12 protein-coding genes are annotated in these 18,723 nt (G+C 45.1%); 11 read left to right on the top strand and 1 reads right to left on the bottom strand.

Going from position 1 to position 18,723, the window contains the following annotated elements:
• The first annotated feature begins 214 nt into the window (after positions 1 to 214).
• The 6 genes from ACFPRA_RS09570 (at position 215) to ACFPRA_RS09545 (ending at position 7,839) form a co-directional block, all read left to right on the top strand.
• On the top strand, positions 215 to 508 hold the full coding sequence (locus tag ACFPRA_RS09570) for a YhdT family protein (RefSeq protein ID WP_381433313.1): 294 nt from the start codon (positions 215 to 217) through the stop codon (positions 506 to 508).
• Positions 505 to 1,950: a sodium/pantothenate symporter gene (gene panF, locus ACFPRA_RS09565; protein ID WP_381433310.1), complete on the top strand. Its 1,446-nt coding sequence runs from the start codon at positions 505 to 507 to the stop codon at positions 1,948 to 1,950. The genes ACFPRA_RS09570 and panF overlap by 4 nt, the downstream gene beginning before the upstream one ends.
• 150 nt (positions 1,951 to 2,100) lie before the next feature.
• Complete coding sequence (locus ACFPRA_RS09560) at positions 2,101 to 3,012, top strand: DMT family transporter (protein WP_381433307.1); 912 nt, start codon at positions 2,101 to 2,103, stop codon at positions 3,010 to 3,012.
• Positions 3,013 to 3,564: 552 nt separating this feature from the next.
• Positions 3,565 to 4,878 (top strand): alkaline phosphatase, encoded by a 1,314-nt coding sequence (locus ACFPRA_RS09555; protein WP_381433304.1) that lies wholly within the window; start codon positions 3,565 to 3,567, stop codon positions 4,876 to 4,878.
• Positions 4,879 to 5,336: 458 nt separating this feature from the next.
• Positions 5,337 to 6,509, top strand: coding sequence for an aminotransferase class I/II-fold pyridoxal phosphate-dependent enzyme (locus ACFPRA_RS09550; protein WP_381433301.1), 1,173 nt, complete (start codon positions 5,337 to 5,339; stop codon positions 6,507 to 6,509).
• Between the two features lie 262 nt (positions 6,510 to 6,771).
• The gene (locus tag ACFPRA_RS09545; protein WP_381433297.1) at positions 6,772 to 7,839 is read left to right on the top strand and encodes a CAP and S-layer homology domain-containing protein; all 1,068 of its coding nucleotides are present in this window, start codon (positions 6,772 to 6,774) and stop codon (positions 7,837 to 7,839) included.
• Positions 7,840 to 7,942: 103 nt separating this feature from the next.
• Here the strand turns inward: ACFPRA_RS09545 and ACFPRA_RS09540 are convergent, their stop codons facing one another.
• Positions 7,943 to 8,128, bottom strand: coding sequence for a hypothetical protein (locus ACFPRA_RS09540; RefSeq protein ID WP_381433295.1), 186 nt, complete (start codon positions 8,126 to 8,128; stop codon positions 7,943 to 7,945).
• A 141-nt stretch (positions 8,129 to 8,269) separates the two neighbouring features.
• On the opposite strand from ACFPRA_RS09540, the gene ACFPRA_RS09535 reads away from it, so the two are divergent.
• From ACFPRA_RS09535 to ACFPRA_RS09515, 5 genes are all read left to right on the top strand, one after another.
• Positions 8,270 to 9,439 (top strand): S41 family peptidase, encoded by a 1,170-nt coding sequence (locus ACFPRA_RS09535; RefSeq protein WP_381433292.1) that lies wholly within the window; start codon positions 8,270 to 8,272, stop codon positions 9,437 to 9,439.
• Positions 9,440 to 9,551: 112 nt separating this feature from the next.
• On the top strand, positions 9,552 to 10,844 hold the full coding sequence (locus ACFPRA_RS09530; RefSeq protein WP_381433289.1) for a nucleotide sugar dehydrogenase: 1,293 nt from the start codon (positions 9,552 to 9,554) through the stop codon (positions 10,842 to 10,844).
• The gene (locus tag ACFPRA_RS09525) at positions 10,841 to 11,551 is read left to right on the top strand and encodes a WecB/TagA/CpsF family glycosyltransferase (protein WP_381433286.1); all 711 of its coding nucleotides are present in this window, start codon (positions 10,841 to 10,843) and stop codon (positions 11,549 to 11,551) included. Before ACFPRA_RS09530 ends, ACFPRA_RS09525 begins: the two co-directional genes overlap by 4 nt.
• A gap of 576 nt (positions 11,552 to 12,127) precedes the next feature.
• Complete coding sequence (locus ACFPRA_RS09520; protein WP_381433283.1) at positions 12,128 to 15,634, top strand: S-layer homology domain-containing protein; 3,507 nt, start codon at positions 12,128 to 12,130, stop codon at positions 15,632 to 15,634.
• A 101-nt stretch (positions 15,635 to 15,735) separates the two neighbouring features.
• A complete protein-coding gene (locus ACFPRA_RS09515) occupies positions 15,736 to 17,964 on the top strand; it encodes a beta strand repeat-containing protein (RefSeq protein ID WP_381433280.1) in 2,229 nt (742 codons plus the stop codon).
• Positions 17,965 to 18,723 lie beyond the last annotated feature (759 nt).

Below are 18,723 nucleotides of genomic sequence, written 5' to 3'. Positions count from 1 at the left end.
CCACCAAATAATCAAAGCACTCCTCCCAAAAAACTTCGTCTCCCTAAACTCTGTCATTTCCGGTATAATGAGACCCACAGAATGTTTTCAAACTAGGGGAAGCACTGAGAACCGATGCAACACCGCATCCCATACAGACGGATCTATCGCCGTCTGGTAAAATAAAGTGCCAGCAACTGGCATCACCAACACAACCATAGAAAGGAACACCCTTATGGCAATCAAAACAAATACCCAACCAACCATTGACCCGCGCTTCAAAATCGCGCACCGTGAAGCGTGGATTGGCGTTGCACTCGCTATTTTCAACTTCGTCTGGTGGTTCGGCTTCGCTTACGGGCTCGGCTCACGACCTGTCGAAGAGTATACGTATATCCTCGGCTTGCCCGATTGGTTTTTCTATAGCTGCGTTGTCGGCTTCGTCCTTATTTCGGCGCTCGTCATCGTCATCGCCAAATTTATATTGAAAGAAGTTTCATTCGAAGAAGAGGAGGAGCAAGCACCGTGAACTTGGGCGTCATCATCCCGCTTGCCATTTTACTAATCGCTATTTTCGTGATCGGACTACTGGCATCAAAAACATCTATGACCGCAAAAAACGGCTTCCTTCAAGATTATTTTCTTGGAGGGCGCGAACTCGGCGGTTTCGTCCTTGCGATGACAATGGTCGCCACTTATGGAAGTGCGTCTAGCTTCCTTGGAGGTCCGGGCACCGCTTATACAGTCGGCTTCGGCTGGGTATTATTGGCGACGATCCAAGTCGTCACAGGTTATTTCGTCTTGCTCATTCTCGGCAAGAAATTTGCCATTCTTGGCCGCAAATATAACGCCGTCACAATGATTGATTTCTTGAAGGCGCGTTACAACAGCTCGGCTGTCGCGATTCTAGCAGCTATCGCCATCATCATCTTTCTTTTTTCCGCCATGACCGCACAATGGGTCGGCGGCGGATGGCTTATCGAATCGCTTACAGGCTTGCAGTACACAACGTCGCTCTTCATTTTCGCGGTTTCGGTTCTCGTTTATGTCATCATAGGGGGCTTTCGCGCCGTTGCGGTAACCGATGCCGTCCAAGGGGCCATCATGGTGATCGGCACACTCGTCCTGCTAATCGGCGTCATCATCGCAGGGGGCGGTGTACCCGCCATCATGCAAGATTTGTTGAATGAAAACCCGCGTCTCGTCACGCCATTCGGGGCAGACGGGAACTTGACCGCCGCCTACGTATCCTCGTTCTGGATTCTCGTCGGCGTCGGCGTCGTCGGACTTCCGCAAATGGCAGTCCGTGCCATGAGCTACAAAAGCTCGCGCGCTATGCACCGCGCGCTCGTCATCGGCACAATTGTCACCGGCATCATCATGCTCAACATGCACTTGATCGGCGTGTTCGCCCGTCCTGTCATGCCAGGCATCGAAGTCGCCGACAAAGTTATCCCGCTACTCGCGCTCGAAGTATTACCCGCATGGTTGGCGGGAATCGTACTCGCAGCTCCGATGGCGGCCATCATGTCAACCGTAGACGCGCTGTTATTACTGGTCAGCTCAGCTATCGTCAAAGATGTCTACCTGAACTTCATCAAACCCGATGCAACAGAAAAATCGGTTAAATGGATAAGCTTCGGCGTTACCGGCGTACTCGGAATCATCGTCTTCCTACTCGCCCTGCAACCGCCCGAACTGCTCATCTTCCTAAACCTATTCGCATTCGGCGGACTCGAAGCAGCCTTCATCTGGCCAGTCGTCCTCGGACTCTACTGGAAATACGGCAACAAATACGGCGCCATCGCCTCCATGATCACCGGCATCACATCGTATATCATCATCCATTTTTACAACGAAGCATACGGAAATTTACTAGGCGTCCACACCGTCACGATCCCGGTCGTCTTGTCATTCCTTGCCTTCGTTTTCGGCAGCCTGGCAATCAAACAGAAAGCCTTTGAGTTTTAAGCAATAAAAAGAAATTATGTGGAACAGTAGCGTCCACATAATTTCTAACCCAGTACATAACGTTTGAATAAAACAATGCAATGTTTCAACTAAACGAAGCAACACTCAGTACCAAGAATCCAAACCCAAACCAAAAGGAGGCTCAGCCCTATGTGGAAAATCTACGCCTTACTCACAACGACCATGCTCATTTGGGGATTCAACTTGCCACTCCTCAAATATCTCATTACAGAAGTCGAACCCGTCACCATGACAGCGTTCCGCATCCTGTCTGCCAGTATCGTCGTCTTCATCATCCTTGCTGCACTTAAACTCCTTCGTTTACCTACTCGAAAAGAGTGGCTTTACATCCTGGGAGGCGCGCTTCTCAACGTCGTCCTTCACCATTACTTTCTAAATATGGGCCTCGCCCGTACGTCTGGCACCAACGCAGGACTCATCCTAGGAACAGGACCCGTCCTCACGGCCATTTCCGTCTCGTTGATCTTCCGCAACTACCCATCCAAAATCCAATGGCTCGGCGTCGGATTCGGACTGATCGGCGTCAGCTTCGTCGTCCTGGTGGGTGGGGAAATGAGTGGACTCGCACTCGGTGACATTTTCGTCTTTATCGCCATTTTGGTCCAAGTACTATCATTTCTAGTTATCTCGAAAGCCGCCAAAACCCTTAATCCGCTCACCATGACCGCCTACATGATGGGGATCGGTAGCATCTTTCTAATCATCATCAGCATCATTCAAGAGCCCGGCGAAATCAAGGTATTCGCCACAGTGCCGCCTGTCTTTTGGCTCGGCTTCTTTGCCAGCGCCATCATTGGCACAGCAATCGGTCACATGCTCTATAATTACGCAGTCGGAAAAGTCGGCCCATCCAAAGCCGCCATCTTTATTAACTTCAACACCCTATTTTCATTACTCGGCGCCATCCTATTCCTAGGCGAAACGATCACCGCCCGACACCTCATCGGGCTCGTCTTCATCGTCGCCGGCGTCATCCTAGGATCTGGCGCCGCCGAAGACCTATGGAAAAAACGGCGCGAACAACAAGAAAACGCCGTTTAAAAGTAAGTGTTGATAAATGCCGCACAAGCGTTGTTTACTTAGAGTCAAGCCAACACCATCCACGCCGTCCAAAAACCTGGACGGCTTTTCTAAATCTACTGCGGCTACCCGAAAACTTTACACAACAACTATCCGAAAAAGATACAACCGATTCTAGGGGAGGAGCAGAGGTTAATGGAACTCTCTAACGAAGAAAATGCATCTTCAACATCTTCGAGCTGAAGCGGCAAGAAGGAAAGATGGAATAACGACGTGAGATAGCGCGAAATTTACTAAAACAAAAAATCCCATACGAGACAATCGTTACGGCTACAAAATTGACGTTGGAAAAACTTAAACTAACGAAAAGTTCCGGTTCAAAAAAATGTTTCCAGCAAAGTAAGCAACAGCTATCGAAAACCACAACACTCTATCCAAAGAAAACAACACCCCCGCCTCAAACCAATAACATTCCACCTACAAAAGATTTACAATCTCTTACACTATTTTAATATTCCTCTAACAAGCTAGAGATACAGTTAGAGTGTACGAAACTTTGGAGGAGGAATTCATTTGAAGAAAACGTTGAAAAAAAAGATGATGATCGCTGCGATAGCGGGGAGCTTTACCGTAGGAAGTTTCATAGGCATCACATCACTGCAACCGGCTGAAGCAAAAGAATCACAATCCAACGAAAAAGTAGAGAATGTCATTTTTATGATTCCGGATGGATATTCTAGTTCATACGCAACGAATTATCGCTTGTACAAAGGAGAAGAATCGGTAATGGATTCACACCTCGTGGGCATGCATCGGACGTATTCCGCCAACTCGGAAGTGACGGATTCTGCTGCGGCTGGCACCGCGATGGCGACTGGAACGAAAACGAACAATGGGGTCATTAGCATGGATCCTGATGGCAACAAGCTTGAATCGATTTTACAAGCTGCAGAAAAGAGTGGGAAATCGTCAGGGTTAGTCGCAACTTCCACGATTACCCATGCCACGCCGGCCGTTTTCGCTTCAAATGTAGCAACGCGCGCTAATGAAAAAGACATTGCACCTCAATTCCTTCAAAATGATGTGGATGTCATCCTAGGCGGCGGTAAAAAGTATTTTAGTGATGATTTATTAAATCAAGCAAAACAAGACGGTTATGAAATTGTGTCTGATGCGCAATCGTTAAATAATGTAAAGAATGTAAAGAATGCGGACAAGTTGATTGGACTTTTTGCTGAAGATAGTTTAGCCCCTGAACTGGATCGTGAGACGACGAATGAGCCAAGCTTGAAGGAAATGACAGCAGCTGCTATCGATGTGCTAAGCAAAGATAAAGATGGATTCTTTTTAATGGTTGAAGGGAGTCAAATCGATTGGGCTGGCCACGATAATGATGCGGCTTGGGCGATGAAAGACGCTGAAGCGTTTGAAAATGCAGTAGAGGCGGCACTGGATTTCGCGAAAAAAGATAAGAAAACGTTAGTCGTCATCGCAGGTGACCATGATACGGGTGGTATGTCTGTCGGCGGTTATGATGGATCAGGTGCCAATTTGGAAATCCTTAAAAATGTAACAGCGACAGGCGACTTTATGGCAGCTCAACTAAATGAAGAGCGAACTAATATCCAAGAGATCGTATTGGAATATGCCAATATTACATTAACCGAAGCTGAAATCGATCAAATCAAACAAGCAAGCAATCCGTCATTCCAAATTAACTCAATCATTTCCAAGCATGCACTTGTCGGTTGGACACACACGGGACATACGGGTACAGACATCCCTGTCTATGCCTACGGTCCACAAGCCCATAAATTTGCAGGGTTAATCGAAAATACAGATTTCCCACAACTGATGGCAGAAGCTATGAAAATCCCATTTAACTAACTCGTTAATTGGTCCGCCCCTCTCCACGAGGTGCGGACCAATTTATATCAAAAAGACAGTAGTAGGCATAAATCAAGCCCCGCCCTCGCTCTCCAAGCACCTCCCAAGTGATCAAAGCCCCGCCCTCGCGCTCCAAGCACCTTCCAAGTGATCAAAGCCCCGCCCCCGCGCTTCAAGCACCTCCCAGGTGATCAAAGCCCCGCCCTCGCGCTCCAAGCACCTCCCAAGTGATCAAAGCCCCGCCCCCGCGCTTCAAGCACCTCCCAGGTGATCAAAGCCCCGCCCTCGCGCTCCAAGCACCTTCCAAGTGATCAAAGCCCCGCCCCCGCGCTTCAAGCACCTCCCCCAAGCGCTCAAACCAACGCTCCCCCAAATCCCCCAAAAAAACACCCCCAAAAACCAAACAACACCCATCCCGCATACACTAGACTACTTAACCACCAAAAGGAGGACTCGCCATGACGCCTTCCATCAATCCGCGCGTGCAACAAATTGAACTGTCAGGCATCCGGAAGATCGCGAATCTGCTCATCGATTATCCCGACGCTATCAATCTCACCGTCGGGCAGCCCGATTTCCCGACACCCGACCGCGTCAAACAAGCCGCCCACCAAGCCATCAGCAACAATCAAACCGCCTACTCGTCCAACGCCGGTCTACTCGAACTCCGGCAAGAGGTATCCACGTTCTTCGCCGACAAATACAATTTCACCTATGACCCGGAAACCGAAATCCTCGTCACAACCGGAGCCAGCGAAGCGATGGACGTTGCATTCCGAACCATTCTCGAAGCCGGTGACGAAGTCATCATCCCGGTACCGAGTTATACCGGCTACGAACCGCTTATCACACTTACGGGCGCAAAACCTGTCTACTTAGACACAACCCAAACCGACTTCATCCCGGACCCGCAGCAAATCGAACAACTCATCACACCCAACACCAAAGCGATCGTTTTCAACTATCCATCCAACCCGACCGGCGTCACCATCCCGCGCCTAACGATGGACGCCCTTGTCGCCACCCTCGTCAAACACGACATTTTCATCATCTCGGACGAAATCTACAGCGAAAACACATTCGAAGGGGAGCACCGTTCATTCGCACAATACCCTGAATTAAAAGACAAACTATTCCTTATCCACGGCCTATCCAAATCCCATTCCATGACCGGCTGGCGTATAGGCTTCCTGCTTGCCGCACCCCAGTGGACAAAACACGCCGCCAAAATCCATGCCTACAACACCATTTGCGCCAGCGTCCCATCCCAACACGCCGCCATCTGCGCACTGAACGAATGCCGACAGACCCCTGCGGCAATGAACCGCGAATATATCCGCCGCTGTGACTATATGTACACCCGTCTCACCAATATGGGCCTTCCGACCGTCAAACCGACCGGCGCCTTTTATATGTTTCCTTCTATTAAAATAGCCAACATGACCGCCGACCAATTCGCCCACACGCTGCTCGACGAAGCCCGTGTCGCCGTCGTCCCAGGCACCGCCTTCACATCCTACGGCGAAGGACACATCCGCATCTCCTACGCCTATGCCTTCGACCAACTCGAAATTGCCATGGATCGAATGGAAAAATGGCTCGGTGACCGAACATCCGGTACCAGGTACTGACACCATTCTCCTCCAACAGTAGAAATAACCGTCACACCTTGGAAGGGGGCGGTTATTTCTTTATCAACTTCCCAACGATTTGACTCTAGCTACCAAAATAGGCATTTTGTATTGAATTTTTTCAGTTCCAACGCCATCCCCACATCTCCATGCCCAACATCACCCCAAAATCCCTATAACTACGTAACTACTAAAATAGTACAATTTAATAGAAGCAAAACGATTTTGATTTCAAAAAAGTTGCACAAAAGGAGGGAATCTCATGAAAAAACACATTGCAACAGTCATTCTATCGGCAACTCTATTATTCTCACTTCAACCGGCTACCCAAGCTGCCACTTTCAAAGATGTTCCGTCCACACATTGGGCGCATGACGCCATCACCAATATATCCAAACGTGGGCTGATCAACGGCTATCCGGACGGTACCTATCGGCTAAACGAGCCCGTCACCCGTGCCCAAGCGGCCAAAATCGTTGCACTGGCCATCAATGCCAAACCATCTGCGCATTTCAAACCGCAATACCGGGACGTTAGCCCAGCGCATGGTGCCTACGACCATATCCGTGCATTGACGGAACGTGGCATCTTCACAGACGGGGGCCAGTTCCGTCCGAATGAGCCGCTCACCCGTGCGCAAATGGCCAAAATGCTCGTCATCGGCTACGACATCATCGTCGACGACAACGACTATATCCGATTCGAAGACGTCCGGACGATCAACCAATATTATGGCTATATCATAACGCTCGCCGAAATCAGCGTCACCACCACACCGCCAGGCGGCACTTATAACCCGAACGGCAATGTCACCCGAGCACAAATGGCTGCATTCGTCGACCGGACAACGAAATTCGACCAGGACCGCAAAAAAGGGCTTATCTACTATGACCAACAACAACGCAAATACCGAGAGAAGAAAGCATCTGAGCCACCCGCACCCGTCGTGGACAACCAGACCCAAACCATCCAATTGGTCAATGAACAGCGGAAACAACTCGGCGCCAAAGCACTCGTCCAAGATGAAAAATTAGCTGCCATCGCTCAGAAGAAAGCGGAAGACATGGCGAACAATAACTATTTCGCACATCAGTCTCCGACATATGGATCTGTCAGCCAAATGCTTGACAGCTTTAACTACACGTGGACAGGCTATGGCGAAAACATCGCCCAGGGCTATACCACACCGAAAGCCACGGTCGATAGTTGGATGAACTCAACCGACCATCGCGCCAATATCATCAACACCAAATTCACCAACATCGGCGCAGGCTACGCCACAGACACCAGCGGAACGACCTACTGGGTTCACCTGTTTACTCAAAAATGAAACTCGGTGCCATCTACTGGTACTCCACAATCTTGAAAAGTCTACAGGATGCGATACACTGAACGTAGAAACGCATAACCTAAAAAGACCGAGTGCGCTAACACTAGGCCCAGCAACTGCCACCCGCAAGAAGAGCGGTTGGTCCGATGGCAGAAATAACCGTCAAACCTTGGTAGGGAGGGACGGTTATTTCTTTTTCAATAGGAAAAAGATGATTGACAACAAAATCGTAATGAACATCAACTTCATAACGAAATAACTCAACACCCCACGGCACCCGCTCAATCAACCACCGCTCCCACCAAACAAACCAACGACCACCCACCCAAAAAACACAACAAAATCCCCAGCACTATGTATCTATCACCTAAATCGCGGGTATGGTTTATAATACAGATAGAAACTAAACCCGCGAAAGGGGACCATTCGAATGAAATACCTTCAAATAGCACTTCTTACAGTCTTTTCCCTATTCCTATTCACACCATTCGCCGAAGCGGATACCGTTGAGGATATTAAATTTTTCGTTGAAACGTATTATTATGGGGACATGCCAAAAAACTTGGACAAGATGTCAACGGTAGAGGAGATTATGAGCTCCTTGGATGAATATTCCCGTTATCTGTCGGCAGAGGAGTACCGCGCTTATATAGGGCATGTTGCGGAAGACACTCCCAAGCAACAAGCGACAGCAGCAGATACTGAAAACCAGCCTGCGGTTACCTCTTCCATGCTGTACGGCAATGTCGGTTATATGAAAATCACCACGTTCTCCACGGATCTCGGTTCAAAAGTGGAGCAGCATTGGCTGAAGTTGAAAAAAGCCGGTGCGACTGAACTCATCGTCGATCTCCGTTACAATGGCGGCGGCTATGTGGAGAGTGCCGAACAGCTTCTCGGATTCTACCAAGGCGTGACAGACGCCTATCATCTACTGACGCGGGAAGGCAAAGAAACGATCAAGCCGTTTCCGAGGAAAACGAAATTCCCGAAGCAGTCGTATTTACTGGTCAATCGTTATTCCGCTTCTGCTTCTGAAATCGTCGCAGCCGCGCTGCATGACACCAATGCCGCAACAATCGTCGGCGAGACGACAAAAGGGAAGGGGAGTGTCCAAACCTTTTTTGAATTCGATGACGGTTCGGCACTCAAGCTGACCATCGGCAATTTCACAGGCCCGAAAGGAACGATCGTCCATAAGAAAGGCATCACGCCGACGATCAAAACAACACCCGACAACGAACTCACCACGATGCATCAGCGGCTGTTAAATGCATCATTCACTAAAAAGAGCTATCGCAAGACGGTCGAACTGAAAAACGTCGCGACCGATAAAATCTTTCACGTCCAGTTCACCCAGCCGATGAACTTTTTGGACAAGCAAACGTCCCATACGGTAGAGCTTGTAAAATTGGGCGGCGTGGCCGTCCCGATTCAATTGAAGAACAACTACGATGACATACTCGATGTCATCCCGAACAAAAACTTGCAAGTCGGCGGCTCCTATATGCTCGTCGTCCACCCGGGCGCCAAGAACACGAAAGGCCGCACCGTGAAACAAGGCACATTCACACCGATCACGGTAACAGGTTCCCGTTAAGGACACTGTTAGGCCATACAATAAGCAGGCACTCGCAAGTACCAAAGCAGTTATGGTATAATCAACAGATGTTTACAAGGACAAGCACCATCCAACAGAGAGGAACATACCAATGACGAAAAACATATGTGTCGTAGGACTCGGCTATATCGGCCTGCCGACAGCCGTCATGTTCGCCAATAGCGGCGTGCGCGTACACGGCGTCGACATTAACGAAAAAGCGGTCAATATGATCGCCAATAAACAACTTCATATAGAAGAGAACGGTCTTCAGGAACGTCTCGAACAAGCCATCGACGAAGGGATGTTCACCGTATCGACAGCACCGACAGAAGCGGAAGTCTACATCGTTGCCGTCCCATCTCCGATCAACCCGGACAACACGGCGAACTTGGAATATATCCGTCAAGCGACGGCTTCCATCGTTCCATACTTGCAAAAAGGCGCACTCGTTATTCTTGAATCGACGGTTCCACCGAAAACGGTTGAAAACGTTATGTTGCCGGAACTTCGCAAATCCAACCTCGTACTCGGTGAAGAACTATTCGTCTCGCACTCACCGGAACGTGTCATCCCGGGTAAGATTTTCGAAGAGCTTATCAATAACGACCGCATCGTCGGCGGGATTACACCGAAATCGGCTGAAATGACGAAAGAACTATACAAAACGTTCGTTCAAGGGGAAATCCACCTGACAGACGCGACAACAGCCGAACTCGTCAAAGTCATGGAAAACACGTACCGCGACGTCAACATTGCCTTCGCAAACGAACTCGCGAAAATCGCGGAAACGATCGACGTGGACATTTGGGAAGCGATCCGTTTCGCTAACTTCCATCCGCGAGTAAACATCCATACGCCGGGACCTGGGGTAGGGGGACATTGCATCGCCGTCGATCCATGGTTCTTAGTGGAATTAAGCCCAGACAAAGCCGACATCATCAAGAAGTCACGCCTGACAAACGATGGCATGCCGAAGTTCACAGCCCAAAAAGCGAAAATGCTATTGGAAGAGCAAGGCATCGAAAACGGCAAGGTAGCAATTCTCGGCCTGGCGTTCAAAGGAAACGTCGATGATATGCGGGAAAGCCCGTCCACGGAAGTGATCAAAGAACTCGAAAACATCGGGTTAACCGTGACATCATTTGATCCGCATATTAAAGAGATGCAGCACCCAACGCAAAAAGAATCGCTCGGACAAGCAGTTCAAGACGTCGATTTGATCATCCTAACGACCGATCATAACGAGTTCAAAAATATTAATCCCGAAATGCTGAACACCGGCGATACGAAACCGCTCGTCCTCGATACGAAAAATGCTCTCAACCGAGACAAATGGGAACGTGCAGGCTTCCGTTTCTTCAAACTCGGTGATGGGAAGCACAAAGGAAACTCTTCTATATGAAAGAAGAAATTTTAGGTGTTCAAGTTAACACGGAAAACTACGATGAGCTGATCCCGAAAGTATTCCAGAACATCGAAGAGAAAAAGAAATCGCTTGTCGTTGCCATCAACCCGGAAAAGCTCATGAAAGCGAAAGAAGATCCGGAACTGAAAGCGCTCCTGAATCGGGCCGAGTTCCAGATCCCGGATGGCATCGGAGTCATTATCGCGTCCAAGCTGCAAAAAGGCAATATCACCTCCCGCGTGACGGGCGTCGATATGATGGACCGCATCGTTCGGGAAGCGGCACGTACACAGAAGGCCATCTTCTTATACGGCGCCAAGCCAGGCGTCGCAGAGAAGGCGGCCCAAAAGCTGCTTGACACTTACCCGGATCTAATCGTTGCCGGAACACAAGACGGTTACGAAAAAGACACGCGCAAAGTCATCGAGACGATCAATCAAGCGAAGCCGGATATCCTATTCGTCGCCATGGGTTCACCGAAACAAGAACAATGGATCGAAAAGTATAGAGACGAGCTGCACCCCATCCTCTATCAGGGCGTGGGGGGCTCTTTCGATGTACTTGCTGGGAACGTCAAACGCGCACCTGCCATATTTCAACGTTTCGGGGCGGAATGGCTCTACCGTTTACTGAAAGAACCGAGCCGTCTCAAGCGGCAGATGAACCTTCCGAAATTTTTATTAGAAGTTTTTTCCCGGAAATGATAATTGAGCACTTGTAATCTAGTAGATTAGGTGCTAGAATACGAATTGTAAGGATAATTTCCTCTAAAGCATATAACAACGCCACGCAGGTCGAAATCGGTTGGTTGACCACACAAAAAGGCTTGAACAGTTCCCATCTGTTCAAGCCTTTTTGTTTTATCTTGAAATAGAAGAGATACCTACTATTTTACAAGACAAGTCGAGTGACAAAAAAATGAACTTTTTGCGAACTCCATAACGCATCCATTTCTACCTCGCAATCATGCTTTTCCCTTATACCACGCTAAATAGCCAGAAAACACAGGCACCCGTCATAACTCCTATACAAAAGAAATTTTTTTGTAACATTAATCCAATAACAGTAAAACACTTGATATATATCTAAAATACGCTAGAATAATATAAGCGACTCGGTAATCTCATATCCTACAGTATGGATTTTACGATATTACTAATTTGTAATTGACATCCTTGTCGCAAATATCTATACTTTACTGTGTAATGGCTTCTAACTTTCATTTTGCCGTGAAAGTAGTAGACAAATTTTATTTCTATCTAAGAGGAGGAAATTATTCAATGGCTAACCAACCATCGAAGTACAGCAAATTTTTACTTGGCGCTGCATCAGCTGCTCTAGTAGCATCCGCAGTAGCACCAGTAGCAAGCGCGGCAGATTTCAAAGATACAAAAGGGAATACGCACGAAGTAGCAATCGATGCACTATCTGATCTAGGCATCATCTCAGGCTACCCAGACGGTTCTTTCCAACCAAACAAAGTTTTAACACGTTCTGACGTTGTTAAAATGATGGGTAAATGGCTTGTATCTCTTGGAAACGAAGTTCCAACAGACTACAAAACGAACCCACGTTTCACAGACTTAAACTCTAACTCTAACAACGAGTTGCTTCAATATGCTGCATTAGTAGCAGACCATGGTGTATTCCAAGGTAACAACGGTAAACTAGATCCAAATGGTAACATCACGCGTGAAAACATGGCATTGGTTCTTGTTCGCGCTTACGATGCAATCAACGGAACAGACCTTGTTGAAACTGTGAAAGGCGAAGACTTCAAACGCGATGTAACAGACCTTGCAACAGCAAAAGCTGAAGCACGTCCTTACATAGATGTGCTGGATTACTATGATATCACTAACCCAGCAGCTCCTGTGTTCAACCCGAAAGGAACGACTACACGTGGTCAATTCGCATCATTCCTTCACAGAACTGCTAACCTTGATGAAGTTGCACTAGAACTTCGCATTCTAGACGTAGTTGGTTTGAACGACACGAACCAATTCCTACAAATTAACTTCAGCAAACCGGTAACAACTGGTCTTGATCCAGCTGATATCCAAATCAGAAACTCAAAATCTGGCGATACGTACGGTGTACGTGAAGTGAAACTTGCTGCTGACGGTAAAAGCGCACAAGTTGAACTCTTCCAACCAAGAGAAGGCGACATCGTTCTTGAGTATGTAACAGATTATGACATCTCTGTTAAAGCAAACGGCGAATTGTTGACGTTCGTATTCAACCGTCCACTATTCTCTGAAGCTCGTATCGTTGACATCGATGTAGCGAATAACAAATTCACTGCTGTCGATGACAAAACAGGAAACTCTGTAACTGTTAAAGTACTAAAAGACACTGAGTTTGACTACCAAGGTGCAATCGGTGAACTAGTACGCGTTTGGTACAATGGCGATAAAGAACTAGTAAAATATGAAATCCAATCTGCTTCTGCAGTATACGATGCGATTGAAATCGACGATAAAGATACAATCAAACTTCTAACTGCAGACAAAAAAGTTGATATCTCTGACGATGAGTATACTGGCAACAATAGAAACGATGACTACAAGTTCAAAATCTATGTTGACGGTAAAGAAGTTACAACAAGCAATGGCGAAATCCCATCTGACCTTGCTAAAAAACGTTTCAACTTCGCAAAAGTTGGTTACGACAAAGCTGGCGAAATTGAATACGTGAGCGCTTATAGCCTTAACGAATTCTTAGTTGTTGACAAAGTTGACGGTAAAGAAATCGTTGGTGTTGAAGGCGATGCTTCTGGTTCATTCAACGCTAAAGATGCAACAATCATCAAAGACGGCAAAGTGATCGCACTTGACGATGTTAAAAAAGGCGACATCTTGTTCTTCAGCAACGATGCAGATGATAAAGATGGATTTGCAGAAGTATTCAACAACACAGTGAAAGGTAAAATCACTGACACATTCCTAGAGTCTATCCGTGTAGACGGAAAAACATATGATTTCGTTCATGATAAAGCAGAAAGCGACAAATTCGTCAAGAAAGACTACGCTAACGCTGTATTCTTGAATGACCGCGACAGACTAGAATACATCGATGAAGATTCTGCAGAAGAACTTCAGGCAGCTGGTGACGTTACATTGTATCTTGACCGTGCTGGTAACCTAGTTTACGTTGGCGGAGATACTGCTGATGTTGCGAAAAACACAAAAACTTCTATCCTAACAGAAGACATCAAAGTGAAAACTGACTTTGGTAAATCTGTTGCTCAGTTCGAAACTGTCAACCAAGACGGCGACGACAAATTGTATCAAATCGATCTAGAAACGTTGAAGAAAATCGTTATCAACGGTAAAGATTACACAATCGATAAAAACGCTGACGAGTCAGATGAGTGGAAAATCTCACACAACGACACACAACTCGTATTAACTAGCGGAACTGGCGTAAAAGAAACAATCGCGCTTAAAGCAGCTGGTACAGTTGTAAACTTCAAACTAGACGATGCTAGCGTTGTTAAAGAACTTGAATTCTTCACAAGCACATCTGCTAAAGAAGGTTACGGTACAACAACTAGCGTTGTAGAAGCTAAAGACAACTACGTTGGCGGTAAGCGTCTACTAAGCAACACTGTTGTATTTGATGCGAAAAAAGCAGCATCTAACGGTACAATCGATGAGAAAGATGTAAAAGTGACTACATGGAGCGAATATAAAGGTTCAGATATCACTTCATCTTACTACATCTACAACGATGACAATGAAGTTATCGCTCTAGTAATCAAACAAACAAGTGCACAAGATACAGTAGAAGAATCAGCGCTTATTACAAATGTACTTCGTAATTCTGATAAAGAAATCATCGAAATCACAGCATTTGTTAATGGAGCTAAGAAAACTTACAAAGTTGACGAAGTGAAATTCGACAGCGTTGAAAAAGGTTCAACTGTTGTACTTGAGTTCGATAAAGACAACTCTGACGTTGTAGACGGTATCAAATCAGCTACTTCTTCATTCGTTGCTAAAGATCTAATCGTTGATTCTGTAGATTCTGGCCGTAGAGAAGTTACATTTGCTGATGGAAAGAAAGCTCGTCTTGTTAGCAACGGTCTAGTTCTTAACGGATCAGATAAAACAGATATCACAACAAAAGCATTGAGCGACCTTCGTGGTGAGAACATTAAAGTAACAGTTCTTTATGACGAAAAAGGTTCTGAGTTCGCTAAGTACTTCGTTTACGAGAAAATCACTAAAGCTGAGTACGATCGTTTGAAAGCAGAACAAACTAAAGATGAAGTAGCAAAAGTAACTGCTCTAATCGACGCACTTCCTACAGCTGCTAACATCAAACTTGCTGACGAAGCAGATGTTAAAAAAGCACGTGATGCTTACAATGCATTGACTTCTTCACAAAAAGATCGCGTTGCAAAAGCATCTGTTGAAAAACTAGAAGCTGCTGAAGCGAAAATCAAAGAATTGAAAGAAGAAAATCAAACTCCAGCTGATTTCGAAATCACAACAGCTGAAAAATCTTATGCAAATACGATTTCACAAGCTCTAGGACTTGCAAACATTGACGTTGCAGGAACTATTGCTACAGCGGATATCGGCAATGTATCAGAAGTTAAAATCTCTGTCCTTCCATTAGAAGAAGATCAAGAGGTTGCTACTGTGACTGTTAATGCAGATGGGAAATTCTCATACACAGGTCTTGGTTCAAGCAAACATACTTCTGTAACTGTTGAATATGTTGTGAATGGTGAAACTAAGACAGCATCACTAAACCTAACTGACAAAGGTGTTAAGTAATAATATTATTCACTACACACTAAATCATGATAACAACGTCTACAAGCCTAATAGATTATTAGGCTTGTAGGCTAGTTATCTACACAAATGGAGGTAACAAAGTGAAAAAAGGATTTAAATACTCAATGGCAGCTATCGTTGCAGCATCTGCGCTTACGCCGGTAATGGCTTCAGCTGCAGAAAATGATACTGTAGCACCAGGAGTTTATAATACAAGCACAAATGAAACCCTTACATTATCACAGTTCCAAGACCTTTCAACTTCTGCTAAAGGTAAATGGTTAGCAAACTCAAACGTTTATGTAGTAGTTGATGGACTAGCGTACAAAGGTACGAACATCATTACATTGTCAGATGCTGACCTTATGGCATCTGGAGTTCCAGCTAAAGATGTAATAACACAACCATCTGTGCCTGGAGAACTTAAAGTTGAATCGGTAAGTGCGATTAACGCTAAAGAGATTAAAGTAAATTTTAATCAAAAAGTTACTAAAGCAACTGCAGAATGGTCGGTAGCAACAGATGCTGGTAATATTACTGTTAAGCCTACAGGTGGTGCAGCAGTTAATGTTACTTCTAAATTAGCTGCTGATGGTTTGTCAGCTACTTTAACATTAGATGGTGCAGCAGTGTTAGCTAATGAAACTGGATATGATGTAACTGTCGGTACTGGCGTACTTAATGAAAAAGGAGAAGGTCTGAAGCAAGCTTCAACTTCTACTTTCCAATTTAACGACAAAGTAAAACCAACTGTAACTTCTGTACAATCAGTGAACGGGGATGTTGTTGTTACTTTCTCAGAGAAACTTAATGCAACAGCTACTACTGTAGTAATTAATGGTCAAGATCATACAGTAACTCCTACATCAGGAGATACAAAAATAACTGTAGCTAAATCAAATTTCACCGGTGCAGCAGCACTTGAAGCAGGTAAAAATTATACTGTAGTTGTAGCTGGAGCAGAGGACCTCGCTGGAAATGCAATGAACTTATATTCAGGTTCAGTACAATATTCAGTAATTACTGATACAGTTGCACCTACAGTATCTTCTGTAACTGCAGTTGACGAAAAAACATTTAATGTGAAATTCTCTGAAGAATTAGCTTATACTGCTAACGCACCAACTGCAGCTGAGTTGGGTCTAACAGTTAATAAATCTGATGGCTCTGCAGTTACGCCACTTACAGTTACTACGGAAGATGGAATTACATTCAAAGTAGTAGTACCTACTGTATATGGAGCAAACTCTTCAACAGAGAAAATCACAGTTAATTTAAATGGTTATAAAGATGTTGCTTTAAATTTAGGACAATCTAAATCAACTCAGTTAACTTTGACTAAGGATACAGTTGCACCAAAGTTAGTTAAATCAGAGTACAATGCAAATACAGGAAAAATCACATTAACATTTGATGAAGTTCTTAAAGCAGAAGCAGCTGGTGCTGCAGGTACATTCGAACCAGCACTTTCGATTGTAAATGATGCTACTGGTCAAACAGTTGCTGTCGTTGCTGGTTCTGTTGAAGCTGTAGCAGCTGGATCTAAAACAGTTGTTATTGATAATGCAACGGCTGCACTTGCTAATGGAAATTATACTTTACATGTATCGGCAGCTGCTGTTACCGACACAGCATTTACACCAAATACATCTGCTGCATTCTCTACTAAAGTTGTAATCACTGGTTCAGCTACAGTTAAACCAACATTAACTTCAGCAACAGCAAATAGCACAAACTTAATTACTGTAACTTTTGGAACAGCAAAAGTTAAGGGTGGAAATGTTGCTGGTTCAGCAACTGATGCATCTAACTATAAGTTAAACGGTGCTGCACTACCAGCTGGTTCATTATTAACAATCGACGCAGCAAATGAAGTAGTTTCTATTCAATTACCAGAAGGATCAATTGATAATTCTGCTACACAGATACTAACTATTTCTGGTGTTCAAGCTGTAGGTTCTTCAGCTACTATTGATACTGTGAATTCTACTGTTACTCTAACTGATACTAAAAAACCTGAGATTACATCAGCTATTATCAATACAACAGGTGACATAGTTCTTACATTCAGTGAAAGTATTAATGGCACAACTACTGGTACAGGAACTCAACCTGTAATTGGCGACTTTATTGTTGCTGTAGATGGTGCTACTGTTGCTTCTGGTCTTTCAGTTGCAAATGGTGAAAAGAATAATCAATTGGTTATCAAATCATCAGACGTAAGCTTTGCAACTGGAACAGTTACTGTTAAAGCTACAGGTACAACAACTGGTGCGGATGCAGCAGGAAATACAATTTCTACTGTAAACACGGTTACTGCAACTCGCTAATTTAGGATTAAGTTCGGATACCAAGTTCCAACACGATTCTGACAACTCATTTATTATTTTTTTTTGAGTGGGTCTAGTAATCTAGTGTTAGAATTTAAAATTCGAATATAGAAAATAGCCAACTATCTTTCGGGATGGTTGGTTGTTTTTTTGCTTCTACTACTCTTTCATTCATATATTATAATTCCGAATCAATGATTACAGCTTTACTTCCATCAACGGAGGTAGGGCTTATTTTAATTGGAGGGATTGTAGATGAAGAAGTATGGAGAGAAAGCAGAGCAGTTGAAATGGTTAATGGTGAAGGGAGGGATGAATATCAGAAACAAGTTCTGGCTAAGCAGGTGAAAATCATGTTGTTGGGGTTGTTCAAGGTATCAAGTAGGATCCACAGTTACAGTTGATACTAGAGGATCTACAATTGAATGAAGCTCCAGTAGATTATTTGTGGATTTACTCCTCGTGTCGTCTTGTATGGCAACATGGCAGTGATTGTATCTTGTGAAATTGTTACCACTCAACGAGATGCCAGCGGACTCGTTTACATATTGTTCAGGTGCCAGGTACTTGATACAATTCAGATAACTTTCATAGAATCTCTGTGGGGCTTTTCTGTTTGCATCTATTGAGTTCAGGTTATTCCCTTCTAATCAATTTATAGTATAATAGAATCAGGAGGAAAGTTGCGATTCGCAGACCTGTTGAATATATTTTTAGAGAGTTTTGTTTAGCTAGTAAAATCTTTGAAACAAAAATTCA

This window comes from Sporosarcina soli, assembly GCF_042655805.1.
GTDB lineage: Bacteria > Bacillota > Bacilli > Bacillales_A > Planococcaceae > Sporosarcina > Sporosarcina soli.
The sequence above is the reverse complement of the archived record's forward strand: the minus strand, read 5'-3'. Positions and strand labels throughout refer to the sequence as shown.